Source organism: Flavobacterium sp. GSB-24 (assembly GCF_027924665.1).
Lineage (GTDB): Bacteria > Bacteroidota > Bacteroidia > Flavobacteriales > Flavobacteriaceae > Flavobacterium.
On record NZ_AP027043.1, the window covers coordinates 2,201,505 to 2,219,434 of the forward strand.

Consider the following 17,930-nt stretch of genomic DNA (forward strand, 5'->3'; position numbering starts at 1 on the left):
TTTATAATTGTTTCAATGTACCTTTTAGGTTAGTAAAATTGTTATTAGGATCTGTTATGTTGGTATATACAATACCATTTTCAAAGTCTTCCACATGAGTTACTGTAGTACCTGATTTTTCTTTCCAATAGATCATATAGATATTTGGTCTGATTTCCGTTTTGGTAATTGCTACTGTTTCAAAAGCTCCGAATTCTTCATTAGTGAGCGCTTTCCATGTTAGCTGTGTTTCACTTTCGAAGCTTAATTCGAAGGCAAAATCGCCAAAATTTGCATGGAATTTTTTTTCGATAATTTCAATGGTATCTGACATTGCGTTTGTTTTAAATTGACAATGCAAAGCTCAGCCAATTGTTAAAATCAGCAGCGGTAGAAATAATCCTTTATATGATACTTTTAGGCCGAAGTATGGCTTTCCCTGAATTCGACAGGAGTGCTATTGGAGTGTTTGCGGAAATATTTGATAAAATTGGTAGGCTCTTCAAAACCCAGTTCATAACTGATTTCTTTGACATTTTCATTGGTATGGGCTAATAGTCGCTTGGCTTCGAGCATTACCCTGTCATCAATTATTTCTTTGGGCGTCTTGCCTAAAATTCTGGTAGTAGCCTGATTGAGTCTTTTTTCAGTGACAAGTAATTGTTTGGCGTAACTGCTTACTTGTTTTTGTTTTCTGAATCCTGTTTCTAAAAAATCTTTAAAAAGTACTACACAGTCAAAATCAGCGCCTTTTTTTATCTTCGTTAAATTCTGTTTATTGATTTCCCTTTCTGAAAGCAAGAGTAAATTGCGGAGGTAGTTTCTCAGGATATCGGATTGATAGTTGTCTTTTTCTTTTTTGAATTCTGTTTCCAGTAATTCAAAAAGATGTGTAAAATCTGTAGATATTCTCTGAAGTTCAATTTGTGAAACAGATAGTAAATTATTGAATAAAAGATTGGATTGCAGGGATTTTGAATCCAGCGGGGTCTTGCAAAAGAAGCTATCGGTAAACAAAAGCACCTTACCGTCAAAATCTCCATTTTTATCAAACTTCTGAACAGCATCTTTGTTTAAAAAAAGTACTGAGTTGGGCTTTACTTGGACGGGATTGAAATCAATAATATGGGTTGGGGTTCCTTTTTGAAACCATAAGATATGGTAAAAGTTTGTTCTGTGGGGCGCTGTCAATGTCTCTACAAAGTCGCGATAGAGCTCTGCCATACCAATAATTTCAAACTCTTGAGGAAGACCTGATTTGAATTCGTATTTCTCGATGTTCGATGTCATGGATGGGGTTGAATTGAATTGCAAAGTTATTAAAATTTCCAGTTTTTGTTCATTTAACAATTCAAATGACTGTTTTAAGTGCGGGTTATCTTTTCTCAAAGAAGCCTTGTCAGTATTATTTGATAAATTAAACTTTTCCCGAAAATATTTTAATATTGTGTTTTTTTTATAATGCTTCTAAAAAAAAGCCTCTTAAAAAAGCAATTTCTAGGGATACCACAAATAGGGTTTTTAAATTTATATGTTTTTTCCTGTGAAAATAAAAAACCTCGATTTTTGACTTTTTTGTGCAATCAAAAATTTAATTACATTAGCACACAGAAAATAGAATTTCTGCTCTTTTTTCATAGCATAAATGCATTTAAAAAAGTGTGTTGCTGTCCCATAATCAAAAGAAAAATATAGAATTACCATTGGTGCAAAAGAGAAAACTTTGGAGCTGACTAAAGGAGTAATCAAAACAGTTTAAAATTTCTTTTACTAAATCAAAGATGTTTTTTTGTCGGTGGTTCTCAATTTATTAATTGATTTAAAGCTACGGAGTTTTATCGTTAAGATTTTAAAATAAAATGAACAAAGATCATTCCAATACGGTTTCAGATGATGTGTTATTAAAACACATTTGTTTGCATGATGATCATGGTTCATTTACTGTGCTATATGATCGCTACTGGAATAAATCTCTTGCCATCGCCTATAATTTAACTAAAGACAAATCAACTGCTAAGGATATTGTTCAGGATTTATTTATTAGTTTTTGGAACCGTCGCAAAACACTTGAAATTAATAATTTTGATTCTTACCTGGCTACGGCTCTAAAGTTTTCGGTATTCTCTTATTTTGAAAAAGAGCGAAGAAGACGAATTATTCGAGAAGAAAAACTGGAAGTTAAACAAGAAGCCATTCTTGATGAGCAGATTGAATCGATGTTTTCTAACGATTATTTTTCAAATCTCCTGGAGCATCTTCCCGAAAAATGTAAATTAGTGGTGCAGTACAGCCGACTTGAAGATATGAAAAATGCAGATATTGCCAAGACTATGAATATTTCTGAGAAAACCGTTGAAGGACATTTAACCAAAGGCCTTAAAATTATTCGAAATAAATTTAGATATTAAAAACAACTTATTGTTCACATTATCAGTTCTTTTTAAACTTATGGTAATGATTATTTAAATAAAAAATAACTTTTTTTTTACCCGGGCAAGGGTAATTTGTCTTTCCAAGGGACTTAACTATAGAAACATGTACAGGATCAGCTTGTACAGTCTAGAGTATTATTATGAGTCCTGAAAATATAGAAGATTTAATTCACAAGTATCTTAGCGGTACCGCCACTCCTCAAGAGAGGGAGTTGCTGGATTCCTGGTACCAAAATCAGCAAACTAATTCTCAGCAATGGGTTGCTGATTCTTTTGATGAGGAGCAAGTTATCAAGCAAGAAATGTTTGCTGAAATTAATGCGGCGATTTCACCTGAGAAAGTGCGTAGTATTCGTCCTGTCTATAAATATGTTGCGGCCGCATCGGTAATTCTTCTAGTTGGATCCATCACTTTTTTTCTTGGTACATCAAAGCAAACTGATTCTAAAAGTAACCCAATAGTTGTTACTACAAATTTACCAGGAGGCACAAATGGTGCAGTTCTTACATTGGCCAGCGGTGAAAAAGTGCAATTAAACAATTCTGCGGCAAACAAGATCAGTCTTGGAGAGGCAACGGGAATCAGCAGTTATAATGATAGTGTCCTGAGGTATGAAGATTCGAAAAATAAGGCCAATAAACAAATAGCGTATAATACCTTAACAACACCTTATGGACGCCAGTTTTCACTGGTTTTATCAGATGGGACTAAAGTTTACATGAATGCCGGTTCAACATTGGAATACCCCGTTGTGTTTCAAGGTTCTGAGCGTTTGGTTAAACTATCGGGGGAAGCTTATTTTGAAGTGGTTCATAACAGTAAGATTCCTTTTAGAATCAAAGTCAAAGAGCAGATAATTGAAGATATAGGAACTGCTTTTAATGTTAGCGCTTACAAAGATGAAAAGTCTGCTGCGGTAACACTTGTAGAGGGAAGTGTAAAAGTTAAAAAGAAACAAAGTGAGGTCATTATAAAGCCTGGAGAGCAAGCTGTTACCGTTGATGGAAATAACAATATTACTGTAAGAGAAGCTGATTTTGATTCGGCCCTTGCTTGGAAAAACGGCCTGTTTCATTTTAGTGATCAGCAATTAGATGTAGTGCTCAAGCAAATTGCGCGCTGGTATAATCTGGAAATTGAATATCAGGGAGGTATTCCTTCGAAAACAATTAATGGAGAAATTTACAGAAATATGGATGGAGTACAAGTACTAGCGGTTTTAAAAAATTTGGGAGTAAATTATAAGCTTGAAGGAAATAAACTAATCATAAAAAAATAGTAGATGTAATTTATTAACCCAAAAAAAGAATAAACATATGAAATAGAGAACTTTTAATTAGAGATTAAAACTATTTATAAAAAAGAACCGCAATAGTGTTGGAAGCACTATCACGGTTTTCAAATAGGATTAATTAATTTCCTGCAAGAGGAAAAATTATTAACCGTAAGTAATCAAAACCAAAATTAATGAAATTTATTTATCAACCTATAATTTATCGGCCTATTTTGGGCGGTAAAATAGTAAGGAACCCTTTTTCAGGGCTTTTAGAAAAGATAGTTTTAATACTATTTCTGTTTTTATCTTTTCAAAATTTGAATGCGCAAAATTCTGGCACAATTAATCTGAATTTCAAAAGCAAACCCTTACCTGCAGTACTAAAATCGATAAAAAACCAGTCCGGCTATGTTTTTGTCGCCGGCGATGTCGATTTAAATAAATACTATGTTACAGTGCAGCTGAAAAATGCTACAATCGAGCAGGCCTTAGAGGCCGTTATGGGAGGACAGGGACTTGACTATAAGATAGTGAATAAGACCGTGGTTATCACAAAAGCGCCCGATAAAAATACCAGAATCGAAACTAATTCTAAAGTGATCCCAACTTTGACCGGGCAGGTTTTAAGGCCGGATGGTTCTGCATTCCAGGGTGCAACAGCCGCAATTAAAGATACTTATACGGGAGTTGTGACAGACGAAAATGGTTTTTTTGTTCTAAATGATGTGCCCGCAACAGCTAAAATTGTGATTTCATTTATGGGGTTTACCGATAAGGAGATTGCTGTGGCTGGCAGGTCGGATCTTCCCATTACACGATTAGAGGAAAAAGTAAGCGCACTGGATGAGGTTAAAGTACTGGCTTATGGGATTACCACCAGTAATCGTTACGCTACAGGATCTTCTGTAAAAATTACCAGTAAAGATATTGAAAAGCAGCCTGTGGGGAATGTGATGCAGGCACTACAGGGAAGAGTGGCAGGTTTGGTAATTAATCAGACCAGCGGATTACATGGAGCTGACATCAATGTGGAGATTCGAGGACAAAATTCTATGGATGCAGGTGGTGTTAATACCAATACGCTCAAGAATGTACCTTTGTATATTGTAGACGGGATTGCTTATCCGGGTGCTGCTATCAACCAGCAATCTTCCAGTAAAGATGCCAATGGAAATTATTCTTATCTGTCGGGTCCAAATGGAAATGGAAGTCCATTATCGGCAATCAATCCAAAGGACATTGAAAGTATTGAGATATTGAAAGATGCTAATGCCACTGCAATTTATGGTTCAAGAGGAGCTAATGGTGTTGTTTTAATTACAACTAAGAAAGGTAAAGTTGGAAAACCAACTATTTCGCTAGATTTCAATAGCGGAATCTCTATTGTAAATACCAAAATGGAAGCGCTTAATTTAAGTGATTACCTAGCGCTGCGAAGACAGGCATTTGCCAATGACAATAAAACGCCCAATACAAGTAACGCTCCTGATTTAACCCTGTGGAGCCAGACCGAAGGACAAGATTTCAAAAAACTATTAATTGGAGATCCGGCTAAGACCTATTCTACCAATCTTTCAGTATCGGGAGGAAACAATGGATTCACCTTTATGTTATCTGGAAATTACGGTCGAACAGGTTCTGTCTTTGATGACAACCGCTCCTCAAAGAACTATGGATATCATTTTAGCTCCAGTTATACAAGTCCAGATGAGAAGTTTGTTGCCACGATCTCTTTAATGACCGGTGTTAGTGACAGTAATTTAGCGGGTGCTAATTATTATAGGAATGTATATTCATTACCGCCCAATTTTCCATTATATAATCCCGATGGATCTTTGTATTGGTGGTCAAAAGGCATACCTAATATTGCAAATCCGTTGTCTAATCTTAATAATTCATACGAGAATAAAATTAATTCAAGTAATAGCAGTCTGAATTTGAGATATAATATTAATTCAAATTTAAATGTATCGGTCAATGGAGGATTTAACAGGTCCCAATCTACTCAGAGCTCTCAAAGTCCAAGTACAGCTGGAAATCCAAGTAACCCTTATTTTTCACCAAGCGCTACTTTTTCAGAATCTGTTAATCAAAATATTGTTGTTGAGCCGCAAATTAATTATAGCAAAACACTGGGCAAAACTTCAGTTAGTGCATTAGTTGGAGCTACTTATCAGCAGACAACAAATGAACAGCCATTTTATGTTATCGCCTCGGGATTTCCTTCAGATTTATATTTGTCGAATCTTTCTATGGCTACAAATTATACTATTCGTAATGGAAATAATTCCTATAAGTACGCTTCTGTTTTTGCAAGTGTAAATTATATGTATAAAGAGCGTTATGTTATTAATGGAAATTTCAGACGTGATGGCTCGTCTAAGTTCGGATCCAATAATTTATACAGCAATTTTGGATCAGTGGGTGCAGCATGGATCTATACCAATGAAGAGTTCCTGGCTGACAGACCTCAGTGGTTTAGTTTTGGTAAACTTAGAAGTAGTTATGGGGTTGTGGGGAGTGACAATGTAGAGAATTACTCTTTCCTTTCTACCTATGTGAATAACTCATCGAGTATTTATTACTCTGGAATTAAAGGTGTAATTCCGGCAAGATTAGCAAATCCTGATTACCAATGGGAATTGTCAAAAAAGTTAGAAATAGCTGCAGATTTTGGTTTTTTCAAAGATCGTTTGCTTGTAAACTTTGCTTATTACAACAACAGGACGGGCAATCAGTTGTTAGATTTTCCTTTGCCGTCGCAGACGGGTTTCAACACTTATGTTGCCAACCTTAATGCCACAGTTGAAAATTCCGGAGTGGAAATAGTAGTAAGCAGTACTAATATAGAGACCAATAAATTCAAATGGTCTACTTCTGCCAACATTAGTTTTGTCAAAAATATACTGGTATCATTTCCCGGGCTGGATTCCTCCCCTTATGCGTATAATTACGTGGTGGGAAGACCAACGAGCGCTTTGAATCTTTTGCATTACACAGGAAATGATGCAAACGGCAGACCTACATTTGAAGATGTAAATAAAGACGGAATTATTACTCCTGCCATAAAAACGGATACGGGTGTTGGAGATCAAATTTATAAAGGAAAATCAACTCCTGATTTCTATGGCGGACTTGCCAATACTCTTAAGTATGAGAATTTTCAACTGGACTTCTCTTTTACATTTACTGTTGGAGCCAAGAGTTTAGGGATTCTATCGGAGCTTAATACACCTCCGGGAAATCTTGCAAATACTCCAAAAGCTGTTATAGAAGCTATGAGAGACCTGGGACTTGAGAAATTGTATACCACTAATGCATTTTCAACCGATTATAACCTCCTTAGGAGTTCGGATGCCTTGCTGCAAAGTAATTCTTATGCCAGATTAACCAATGTGGCACTGTCTTATAATTTCCCTGAAGAGTTAGCAAAACGCATGAAAATGTCCGGGATTCGTGCTTATGCACAAGGTCAAAATTTATTTTTAATAAGTCTTTCCGGAAAAACGTATTCAGGTGTGGATCCGGAAACTGGCGTGACAGCAGTTCCACCGCTGATAGCTCTTGTTGCAGGACTGCAATTTTCATTTTAATCAATAAAATAACACTAGTATGAGAAATTATAATTTCATTTCATATAAGAACATATGTCTTTTCTCATTGCAACTCATGGCCGCTTTGCTGTCTGTAAGCTGCAATGATTTGGTGGAGATTGATCCTCCAAAAACAGAAGTACTCGATACTGATGTATTTAAAACTGATGCAAATGCAAATTCAGCCTTAGTAGGAATGTATAGCAGTATGATTACCGATGCTAATATTCTGAATGTTGGTTTTGGAGCGAGCCTTTCTGCTGATGAGACCGATCCGGTAAATGCCAATGATTTTATGTATCTTAATTTCGGGACCAACGATTTGACTTCTACAGATTTTGGCGCTGCAAACTACTGGGAGCGTATTTATAAAATAATCTACCAGACCAATAGTATTATTGATAACAGTACAAAATCAACTGGGATGAGCCCTGCAGGAAAATCAAGTATTATCGCTGAGGCAAAATTTACCAGAGCGCTGAATTATTTTTATCTGGTCAATATGTTTGGTCCTGTGCCTCTGGCTGTAACTTCAGATGCAAAAGTTAATATGGCTTTGCCAAGAGCTTCCACCGCGGAAGTTTACGCACAGATTGTTTCTGATTTAACGGATGCCGAAACGAACCTTCCGAGTGATTACAGCAGTTATGGTGGAAAAAGGGACAGACCAAATAAAAGTGCAGCGAGCGCTTTACTGGCAAAAGTGTATTTGTATACTGGAGACTATGTAAATGCAGAAAAAAAAGCAACAGCAGTTATCAGCAATTCCGGCTTATATGAATTACTGCCAAAAGAGCAATTAAACAATGTTTTTTTGAAAGACAGCAGAGAAAATATTTTCGGCTTAAATACAGAGACAGAGACTGGACACTTTCTCAGTTATGAGGACTATTATTATCTGTATGGTTCTTTATACAATAGTTCCGGACCGGTATATGTTTTGACTTCCTCTTTGGCCAACGCTTTTGAAGCTGGTGATCTCAGAAAAGCAGCATGGACAGGTACTTTTAATTTTGATGGCACAGACTATTATTACAGCAGTAAATATAAAAGCATTGATGGAACAGGTTCAGCTTTGGAATATTCGATAGTCCTGAGATTATCTGAAATATATCTTATAAGAGCAGAAGCTTGGGCAATGCAGAATAATATGGCAAATGCGAGAAATGATTTGAATGCCATTCGTAATAGAGCAGGACTCGCTGATAATGAATCTGCTTCACAATCAGGTGTTCTGGATGCCATAATACAGGAAAAGCGAATTGAATTGTTTCTCGAATATGGCAACAGATGGTTTGATTTAAAAAGAACAAAACGTGTTGATGCTGTTATAGGGGCCCTTAAACCAACCTCGTGGCAATCTACCGATGCACTATATCCAATTCCTTTGGATCAGATTAAAAGAGCACCACAATTAACACAGAATGACGGCTACTAATAAAATTCAATTTTGAGTTTTATTATTCAGACTCTATTTAAAGGTTAAATAGAAATTATGACTAATTGAATAGAATCTTTAGGGATTCTATTCAACGGTCTACAGAAAAATTTTAAAAATAGGTAGAAAAGCAGCTCAAGAATGTGCTGGAGTATCTCTATGGTCTGAATATTGCCTTTTTTGAGAAGCATCACTTATATACTAACAGAATCTACTAAGCAGCAGCAATAACAGCTTAAAAATATCTTTTACAAGCAGCTTTAATAAACTTAAGAATACAGGATTGGATTGATTCTAAGTTTGATTAAAATCCATTTGCTACAAACAAATTATTATGAAAAATTTCAAAATTAGCCGGATCTTTCTGGTAACCTTACTATGTATTGTAGGGATCAACAGCACTTTTTCACAGGCTGATAAAAAAAGTTCTAAAAAAGAAAAAGCAGGTAAAAATGCTATTAAAACCGACTCAATACCGGACCTCAATAAACCACAGCCTTACGATAAGGTTATTACTTCGGATGCCAAAGTCTTTAAAGGCGTGTTTACTGTTGCCAAAGTAAAAGATCGTTTTTATTTTGAGATTCCAAATGAAGTCTTAGATCGTGATTTCCAGGTAACCAGCCGAATTGGTAAAGGACCGGCTGTATTTCAGAAGGTACCTGAAGGATTTGCCGGAAAGCTTTTAGAAAGCACGCAGATTCGTTTTACAAAGGCTCCGCATGATAAACTATTTGTAAAGCGTTTTGTGTACGATGAGGTTGCAACGGATAGTTCTGATAACGGACTATACAGAACCTTAAAATTAAATGACCTGCAGCCTGTTATGACGGCATTTGATATTAAAGCCTACGGAAAAAACTCAGTTGTTGTTGATGTGACGGACTATATCAATAGCGATTTAGGAATTTTTACCGGTAAATTGAAAGATATATTTCAGGCAACTGCGTTTCAGGCAGACCGCTCTTATATCAGCAGTGTAGAAGCCCTGCCAACAAGTATTGAGGTATTCACAGTAAAGACTTACGAGGATAATCGTAAATCCTATCTGACCACTGAAATTAACACCTCTTTTTTATTACTTCCCAAAGAAACAATGCGCATTCGTTATTCGGATGAAAGGATCGGATACAGCACCCTTTTGAGAACAGATTTGGACCAGGATCCCCAGAGAATTAAAAAAGTTGAAATTATAAACAGATGGCGTTTAGAACCTAAGCCTGAAGATTTGGAGCGTTATGCTAAGGGTGAATTGGTAGAGCCTCAAAAACCGATTGTTTTTTACATAAATCCTACAACACCAAAAAAATGGGTGCCTTATATAAAAAGAGCAGTAAGTGACTGGCAGCCAGCTTTTGAAAAAGCAGGTTTTAAAAATGCAATCTATGCTAAAGAAGCGGCTATTAGTGATAGTATATGGAATGCGAAAAACGGAGGTTTCAGCACTATTAATTATGCTCCGAATATGGGAGATGACATATCACATAATGTGACCCTTGATCCAAGAAGCGGTGAGATACTGCAGGCAAATATTCAAATCAACCACAATGTATTATTTGCCTTATATCGTACTTATTTGGTACAGGCCGGAACTATTGATAAAAGAGCACAGAATAGTGAATATAGTGATGAATTGATGGGGGAATTACTTCGTGTAGAACTTACTTCTCATGTGGGGAATACATTGGGACTTTTAAAAAATGCAGGCGCTGCATCCACCATTGCGGTAGCAAAACTTAGAGACAAAGAGTGGACCTCCAAACATGGAATCAGCCCTTCGATCATGCAAAATACCTTGTTCAATTATGTGGCACAGCCTGAGGATAATATTACAGAAAATGGAATCTTAGGACGCATTGGTGATTATGATAAATGGGCTATTTTCTGGGGCTATAAAATTCATCCTAATCTGAAAAACTTAATAGAAGAACGTACTTATCTGCGTCAAATACTCACCGACAGCCTTAAGGTAAATCCTCAATTGTATTACGGGGTGCAGCCTAAAGATATTGATCCTGTTACAGATCCAAGGAATCAGCCCAACAGTTTAGGGGATAATACCATTGAAGCCAGTAAACTGGGGATTAAAAACCTAAAATTAATATTGCCTAACCTTCCCAAATGGACTCTGAAGAAAGACGAATTATATGCTCCTACAGGAGGACAGCTTGGATATAGTTATGGTTTTCTTGTATCTCAATACCGTACTTACCTGGAAAATGTATCGAATATTTTTGGTACTTACTATTATAATCCTCATGATTCAGGATCAACTCAGAAGGTGTTTAGCTCCGTGTCTTTAAACCAACAGAAAGTAGCCATGTCTTTTTTAAATGCGGAAATATTTGACAAACAGGGACCTCAGTGGCTTATTCCTGAAAGTATCACCAGTTTAACGATTGATATTCCTTATAATAATGATATGTACAGCATCGGAGCAAATCTACTTGTACAGGTAATGCTTGATTTTAAAAAGCTTAAGAAAATAAACATTCTTGAAGAGCGTTTTGGAGCAGAAAACACCTATTCGTTAGTTTCCTATTTAAATGATCTTGACAAGGGAGTATGGTCTGAATTAAATACTTCGCAAAAAGTAAGCAGTTACCATATGGTTTTACAAAAGATGTATCTAAGTGCTATCAATGTAATTATTGACACTCCTCGCGATATCAACAGTACAACAACTATAGCAATCAGCAGGGGACATCTTATTGATTTGAAGCAGAGAGTTGTTAATACTTTAAAGATTACCACAGACAAAAATTCAAAGAATCATTATTTGGATATAATAGCAGAGATCAACAAACTTACAAATCCGAAAAGAGTAATTCCGGCACCGGTTTTACCTAATAATCCGGAGGCAAAGAAAGGTCTTCAGCAAGGGATAAATTACTGGGAAAAAGAGACTGTTGAATATTAAGTTAATCTTGAAAAAAATTATTATGTTACGCAAAAATATTTTATACGCGCTTTTAATTCTACTGCCTTTTTACTTATCAGCGCAGGTAATTTCACCACCATCATCTTTGCCAAATTTACCAAATCTAGCAGTTGATCCGGTGCCTTTTGAGCAGCTCATTACCTCTGAGGCAAAAAGCGCCATGGGGATGATAAATGTGTACACCGTAAAGGACCGTTATTATTTTGAAATCAAAGATTCGATTTTAGACCGACCTATATTGGTATTGAATCGGATTGTACAATCTTCGGCAGCCGTAGACAAATCAAAAGAAGGTTATGCTGGTGAGGAAATGGGAGAAAACACCATAATGTTTCGTAAAGGAAATGGTAAAAAGATCTTTATGACTTCTTATATTACCAATGACCGCTCATTGGATTCTACTGAAAATGGACTAAAAAGAGAATTGGATCTCAACAATACTCCCGGTATTTTAATGTCTTTCGACGCTAAGGCTTACGGGGCTAAAAAAAACTCGACCCTTATTGATGTAACAGATTTTCTATCGGGCAACAGTCGCATTATCTCAGGGGCTACATTTAACGAGAAAGGTTTTCAGTCTGATAAATCCTATGTGGATAAAATCCAGTCTTTTCCCATCAATACAGAAATTCAGGGATACAAGACATATGGGATAGGGTCAAAAGACAGTACTATGACTGTTGTTTTAAATACGTCATTTTTGCTTTTGCCTAAAAAGGCAATGAGAGAACGTTATAATGATCCGAGGGTGGGATATTTCACTCCCTTTAATTTCGACTATGATAAAAACCCGAAATTTGCTTCGATGGCGCTTAAAATTTCGCGCTGGAGATTAGAGCCAAAACCAGAGGATATAGAAAAATATAATCGAGGAGAGCTTGTCGAGCCAATAAAACCTATCATTTTTTATATTGATCCGGCGACACCTAAAAGATGGGTACCTTACCTCATTGCAGGTGTTAATGACTGGCAGGTTGCCTTTGAAAAAGCGGGTTTTAAAAATGCTATCAAGGCAATCGAAGTTCCGCAAGATGATACCAACTGGAATATGAATGATGCGCGTTACAGTGTCATTGTCTATAAACCTTCGCTGGATGCAAATGCAATGGGACCTTCTGTTATGGATGTTCGAAGCGGTGAGATTATTGCTTCGCATGTGAGCTGGTATCACAATGTAATGACCCTTTTGCATGATTGGTATCTTTTGCAGGCGGGTACCCTTGACAAAAATGCACAGCGGCAGGAATTCAGTGATGAACTTATGGGACAGCTAATCCGTTTTGTGTCCTCTCACGAAATCGGCCATACTTTAGGGCTCGCCCATAATTTCGGTTCTTCTTCAACAGTTCCGGTGGAAAAACTTCGTGATAAAAAATGGGTTGAAGAAAATGGACATACCCCTTCAATAATGGATTACGCCCGATTTAATTATGTGGCTCAACCTGAGGATAATATCTCTCAAAAAGGAATTTTCCCCAGAATAGGGGATTATGATAAATGGGCTATTGAGTGGGGTTATCGTGCTTATCCAGATATTAAAGATAAAAGGGAAGAAACAAAAATGCTTTTTAATAAGATAACAGATACCTTAAAGGTTAACCCAAGATTATACTTTGGTTCACAGGAGATTTTTGGTATAACGGATCCCCGTCGCCAGAATGAAGATTTAAGTGATAATGTCATGGTGGCTAATTCTTACGGGATTAAAAACCTTAAAAGGATACTTCCAAATCTGCCTGAATGGTCCAAAATGCCTACAGACCAGTTTGGTGAAAGATCAGGCAATGGTTTAAAAAGAAGCTATTCCGCATTACTTTCTCAACTTTCTCTTTACCATTCGCATGTGGTCAATACAATAGGTAAAGGATATTCAACTTATACAGCAGTTGGCGATACTACAAAGGTCTTTACTGTTGTTCCTAAAAGTAAGCAGAGGGAAGCAATGGCTTATTTAAATAAGCAGGTTTTCCGTGAGGAACCAATCTGGCTGCAGCCTGATACGGTACTTGATCAGGTCTGGATGCCTACAAAGGGAAAATTAACGCAAAATATTGCCGGTAACATACTGCGTGATGTGTTAGACATGCAAAAAATGATGAATCTTGAAAGTGCGGCCTTACTGTATGGGGATAAAACTTATACGCCACAGGATCTTTTTAAAGATTTGGATTATGGGATATGGCCGGAACTTTCAGCCGGAACTGCTGTGAGCAGCTATCATATCGCTTTGCAGCAACAATATATTTCCTCATTATTAATAGCCGTGACTACCCCGGCAGTGAATAATATTCCACTAAGCGGGGTTATCAGAGAACAATTAATGTCTTTAAAAAACAGAATAAAACTGGCTTTGCCAAAAATTAAAGATGCTGAAACAAAATACCATTACAATGATGTTCTGTTGCAAATCGCTTCGGTGGAAGGGGAAAGCCTTAATTAAGTTATTATGAAATCCGGATTTTTCATGGTTTTAAATTTTTTTGAATTAGTAAGTAAAAAAAGAAAAGACTTGTAGATAATAATGGAAATCCTAAAAGGGCTGTTCGTAAGGACAGCTCTTTTTAATTTTATGGAATCCGGTATGGATAAATACAAGAAATTATCACAATTTAAAAGTGAATACTCCTCTCAAATTTGCATCTAAATCCAGGTTTTTAGGTGAATTTACCGCCGTATTTAACATGTCCAGAGCAGCGGAATGACATTAAAATAATTATATTTGATTACAAATTCAATTTGTTATAACCAGCAGATCTTTTACAATGGAAAAAGCAATACAACTAAGGGTGAAAAAAGATTTGGATCCGCGCCAGCAGCAAACTATAATTAAATTAAAGGGCAGTTTGATTGCAAAGGGATACACCCAGATCATCCATATTTTGGACCAGGATGATGAGTTTCATATCAATAGATTTGAAACTGCAGCAGAACACCGCCGTGAGGTACAGCAATATATAGAGGCATTTATAACTCAGGAAGACCTTTCAGATACAATTTCTTTAAATAAATAAGGATAGTACTTGTACAGGCATGGGCAATCTCAATGTTTCGAGTGCTAAAAGCAATATAACATATAATAAATAAATGGAGAAAGTGTTTCTGAGAAGTTCGGCTGAACTCTCACTATTAAAAGAAGAATCTCAAAATTCAATTAGTATAAATAATTCTTTGTTTACTAAACATATACTCAACAATAGAGAATTTTTAGATCGTGCAATTGCTACGGTTCCAGCAGGAAAATCAGAATTACGAAAAATGCTTGATGATGCCAGAAAAGTAATTTTCAGTAAAGACGAATTGATAAATTGGTTGCATAAAATAAAACAAGATTCAGAATCAGAAACGGATACAATTTTTATTGAATTCGAAGCTTGCTTTGGAATGGAAGCTAGTGAAATTAATTTTGAAAGGGCGGGTTTCCTGGCAGGTATTTTAAAAGAAGCGGAACGTTACTTAAATTTAATAATTGCAATTGAACCATTAGAGCGAACTAAACCTCATCACTCGATTTTAGACAGATTAGAAAAACTGGATGAAGATTTTGTAGATAATGATAATATTCCGGGTTATTATTCTGTACAAAGAGATGCAAGGATACCCAAACGTAAATACGATCTTAAGAATCTTGATGATTACTGGAATGAATATCTCTCCCTGCAAAATAGGCACCACATAATTGAAGGATTTGGCAATTTAAAACATTTGTTATCTCAATTTCATGTGGAATTTAAATGGGATATGATTCAAATTAAACCACGTGAGGATATAAAACTATTTCTGGATTATCACCTAAAGAAATTTAAAGGCGAGCCTATAGATTTTTTAAATCATATAGAATTTAGAGTAATGACAGGTCTGGCTGGTTTGGCAGGAAGTAATTATTTAATGTATCAGCTAATTATAAAAGAATGGTTAAAAGATAATAGATTTATTTTAAATCAAAAGGAGCAAATTTTTCTATTTAATAGTGTAGTTGAGGCATCTGCGACATTTTTAGATAATGTATTTCTTCACAAAAAAAGTTGTGATGAAAATAAGTATAATATAATAATTCGGGATTTTTTGAGTCTTTCCCTCAGGCATAAATCATGGAGTGTGAAGGACCAGTCAATGGGCGGGATGACTGACTCAGATAGTAAAGCGAATCGCGCGGGTATATCTTCTCGGGATTTAATCATTCTTAACGAAAAAGACCAGCACATTTCTGCAATAGAATGTTTCAGGCTAAAATCTGTTCCAAAGGATAATGGAAGAGATTCCGACATCTCCTTGCATCTTAAAAAAATATTCAGAAACGAACCAATTGGTATAAGTCCCTTATTTATAATTGTATATTGTGAAACTAAAAGTTTTCCTGAAACATGGGAAAGATATTTAGATTACATTTCAAAAATTGATTTTGAAAACTATCAAAGCATTGGATTTACAGGTGAAATAGAAACTTCTCCTATAAGGGCAAATTTAAGAGTAGCAAAAGTTGTACATAACAGGGAGACAAAAGAAATTGAGGTTTTTCATCTTTTTATAAATATGAATCCTTAATAATCTGGAGTTAGAAATTACAAGTCTGCGATTCTGGACTATATAGATTTAGGCTTTAAAAGGATATCATATTGGCGAAATTATTATTTGGTTTGTTATAGTATTGAATATCAGTATTTTGTTTTTTGTTTTTAGTTGTATTTTGTAACTTTATAAAAAAAAGCAAGATGTACAATCACACTCTTACAGTATCTACAGCCAGAAAACCTTTTCCTAATGAGGTTTCTATTGACTTTGTAACGTCACTGATTAACAGGGGTGTTGCAATGGTGGAATACTTTGGACCGGAGATTGACAATTGTGAAGATTACGTGGAAGAAGATATGAAACTTGTCAGTGAGCAGATTTCGTATTTTGAGTTTTATTTTAGCACCGAGCAAAGTATAGATTATGATGCTCTTAGTGAAACAGAAGTAGATCAGATTTTATTTGATGCCATAAAAAAATCAGATAAAATTAAACTTCAGTCGGACCAAAAGGATATAATGATATATTTATAATCATTCTTTTTGATGATCAATATCGATTGCATCATTGCGCTGATCAAGAAGTGCAGGATCATCAATTTCAGGATTAAAATACCTTAAGCCGCCATTCCCGTCATCGATTAATCTAAGAGCGTCGGGCCATATGACTTCTACTGTAACTTTTTCTTCAATATACTTCTCAATTTCAGGCAGTAGGATTGCAAAAACTTCTTCTTTTTTGATTTCAAAAAGTTGAGCCTCTTGCTGTGGAGTTAAATTTTCAGCCCCTTCTTTTATAGCCATAAGAATATATTCTTTAACATGTTCCTGAGCAGCTGTAATGTGGTCCGAATAAGGATCATCCTCTTCAAAAAAGCCCATTACCTCAGGATTATGTTCGTATCTGAAATGAGTCTTAGAATATAATTCGTCCAGAAAAAAACGAACAAAGTCTGCTGTTGTTTTACCAATATTATCCATAGAATTTTTATTTTGTTTGTAAGGCTATTAAATTTCCCTCATAAGGATAGGCAAATTCTGTAATTTTTACCGATTGGTCCAGCCATGCTGATTCATCATGAGACCTCAGCATTATTGGCATTCTGTATTTGTGATTGTGAACATAACTCATTATTTTGTTGGCCTTTGTAGTGACCATGGTATAAGTGTTTTTGATTTCCCCTGTCAGTGGATTTTCCCAGGAGGAATATAAGCCGGCGAAAGTAAAAATCTCGTCATCCTGTGAGTTGATCTGATATTTATCTTTACTGGTGCCTTTTTCGTCATTCCAGTGCCATTCATAATACGCGCTGGCTATTATCAGGCATCGGTTTTGGGTTATGTTTTTAAAAGATGGCTTTTCATCAATTGTTTCAATCCTGGCGTTTAAAGTGTTTTTTCTAAACTCAACATCTTTTGCCCATGAGGGCACGAGTCCCCATGTATAATCTGTGGTAATGAGATTAGGGGAGCTGTCAAGTATAATAGGGATATTTGGATACGAAAATCCATTTATAAAATCAGCCTGAAGATAGTTTTCTTCATTATCCACATTTGCAGTAAAACGTCGTTTTACATTTTCAATTGCTGCTGACTGCTGGGTATAGTAACACATAATATTCTGATTTTAAAAGGTAAAAACACGACTTATCTTAATAGTATTAAATCTTTTAAAGGCAGTTTACAGAAATGTCCTTTCATAAATTTGGTATCAAAAATTGTATAAATGGGCCGATACCATTTTGACGTAAGGCATATTGAA

Annotated in this window: 13 protein-coding genes; 9 read left to right on the plus strand and 4 right to left on the minus strand. The window is 35.8% G+C overall.

Translation table 11 applies throughout. From position 1 onward, the window contains the following. Position 1 precedes the first annotated feature (1 nt). Both QMG60_RS09675 and QMG60_RS09680 read right to left on the minus strand, forming a co-directional pair. A complete protein-coding gene (locus tag QMG60_RS09675; protein WP_281867657.1) occupies positions 2-313 on the minus strand; it encodes a MoaF N-terminal domain-containing protein in 312 nt (103 codons plus the stop codon). Between the two features lie 83 nt (positions 314-396). Further along, positions 397-1,368 (minus strand): helix-turn-helix transcriptional regulator, encoded by a 972-nt coding sequence (locus QMG60_RS09680; RefSeq protein WP_281867658.1) that lies wholly within the window; start codon positions 1,366-1,368, stop codon positions 397-399. Between the two features lie 470 nt (positions 1,369-1,838). On the opposite strand from QMG60_RS09680, the gene QMG60_RS09685 reads away from it, so the two are divergent. The 9 genes from QMG60_RS09685 (at position 1,839) to QMG60_RS09725 (ending at position 16,702) form a co-directional block, all read left to right on the plus strand. Then, complete coding sequence (locus QMG60_RS09685) at positions 1,839-2,387, plus strand: RNA polymerase sigma-70 factor (protein ID WP_281867659.1); 549 nt, start codon at positions 1,839-1,841, stop codon at positions 2,385-2,387. 164 nt (positions 2,388-2,551) lie between these two features. Continuing rightward, complete coding sequence (locus QMG60_RS09690) at positions 2,552-3,691, plus strand: FecR family protein (protein ID WP_281867660.1); 1,140 nt, start codon at positions 2,552-2,554, stop codon at positions 3,689-3,691. 314 nt (positions 3,692-4,005) lie between these two features. After that, positions 4,006-7,281 (plus strand): SusC/RagA family TonB-linked outer membrane protein, encoded by a 3,276-nt coding sequence (locus tag QMG60_RS09695; protein WP_281867661.1) that lies wholly within the window; start codon positions 4,006-4,008, stop codon positions 7,279-7,281. A 19-nt stretch (positions 7,282-7,300) separates the two neighbouring features. Continuing rightward, entirely contained in the window at positions 7,301-8,719 is a 1,419-nt protein-coding gene (locus tag QMG60_RS09700; RefSeq protein ID WP_281867662.1) for a RagB/SusD family nutrient uptake outer membrane protein, read from the plus strand. A 334-nt stretch (positions 8,720-9,053) separates the two neighbouring features. Next, on the plus strand, positions 9,054-11,639 hold the full coding sequence (locus QMG60_RS09705) for a zinc-dependent metalloprotease (RefSeq protein ID WP_281867663.1): 2,586 nt from the start codon (positions 9,054-9,056) through the stop codon (positions 11,637-11,639). 22 nt (positions 11,640-11,661) lie between these two features. Next, positions 11,662-14,100, plus strand: a complete 2,439-nt coding sequence (locus QMG60_RS09710) for a zinc-dependent metalloprotease (RefSeq protein WP_281867664.1) — start codon at positions 11,662-11,664, stop codon at positions 14,098-14,100. 322 nt (positions 14,101-14,422) lie between these two features. Then, entirely contained in the window at positions 14,423-14,671 is a 249-nt protein-coding gene (locus QMG60_RS09715) for a hypothetical protein (protein WP_281867665.1), read from the plus strand. 73 nt (positions 14,672-14,744) lie between these two features. Beyond that, a complete protein-coding gene (locus tag QMG60_RS09720; protein ID WP_281867666.1) occupies positions 14,745-16,202 on the plus strand; it encodes a hypothetical protein in 1,458 nt (485 codons plus the stop codon). Between the two features lie 167 nt (positions 16,203-16,369). Further along, on the plus strand, positions 16,370-16,702 hold the full coding sequence (locus QMG60_RS09725; protein WP_281867667.1) for a hypothetical protein: 333 nt from the start codon (positions 16,370-16,372) through the stop codon (positions 16,700-16,702). Here the strand turns inward: QMG60_RS09725 and QMG60_RS09730 are convergent, their stop codons facing one another. Both QMG60_RS09730 and QMG60_RS09735 read right to left on the minus strand, forming a co-directional pair. Continuing rightward, positions 16,703-17,149, minus strand: coding sequence for a hypothetical protein (locus tag QMG60_RS09730; RefSeq protein ID WP_281867668.1), 447 nt, complete (start codon positions 17,147-17,149; stop codon positions 16,703-16,705). A gap of 7 nt (positions 17,150-17,156) precedes the next feature. Further along, entirely contained in the window at positions 17,157-17,783 is a 627-nt protein-coding gene (locus QMG60_RS09735; protein WP_281867669.1) for an SOS response-associated peptidase, read from the minus strand. Between the last annotated feature and the right edge of the window lie 147 nt (positions 17,784-17,930).

Excerpts from the sequence above, each read along its gene's own strand:
- QMG60_RS09675 (WP_281867657.1), bottom strand. The coding sequence starts at position 313 with ATGTCAGATACCATTGAAATTATCGAAAAAAAATTCCATGCAAATTTT.
- QMG60_RS09685 (WP_281867659.1), top strand. The coding sequence starts at position 1,839 with ATGAACAAAGATCATTCCAATACGGTTTCAGATGATGTGTTATTAAAA.
- QMG60_RS09690 (WP_281867660.1), top strand. The coding sequence starts at position 2,552 with ATGAGTCCTGAAAATATAGAAGATTTAATTCACAAGTATCTTAGCGGT.
- QMG60_RS09700 (WP_281867662.1), top strand. The coding sequence starts at position 7,301 with ATGAGAAATTATAATTTCATTTCATATAAGAACATATGTCTTTTCTCA.
- QMG60_RS09705 (WP_281867663.1), top strand. The coding sequence starts at position 9,054 with ATGAAAAATTTCAAAATTAGCCGGATCTTTCTGGTAACCTTACTATGT.
- QMG60_RS09710 (WP_281867664.1), top strand. The coding sequence starts at position 11,662 with ATGTTACGCAAAAATATTTTATACGCGCTTTTAATTCTACTGCCTTTT.
- QMG60_RS09715 (WP_281867665.1), top strand. The coding sequence starts at position 14,423 with ATGGAAAAAGCAATACAACTAAGGGTGAAAAAAGATTTGGATCCGCGC.
- QMG60_RS09720 (WP_281867666.1), top strand. The coding sequence starts at position 14,745 with ATGGAGAAAGTGTTTCTGAGAAGTTCGGCTGAACTCTCACTATTAAAA.
- QMG60_RS09725 (WP_281867667.1), top strand. The coding sequence starts at position 16,370 with ATGTACAATCACACTCTTACAGTATCTACAGCCAGAAAACCTTTTCCT.
- QMG60_RS09730 (WP_281867668.1), bottom strand. The coding sequence starts at position 17,149 with ATGGATAATATTGGTAAAACAACAGCAGACTTTGTTCGTTTTTTTCTG.
- QMG60_RS09735 (WP_281867669.1), bottom strand. The coding sequence starts at position 17,783 with ATGTGTTACTATACCCAGCAGTCAGCAGCAATTGAAAATGTAAAACGA.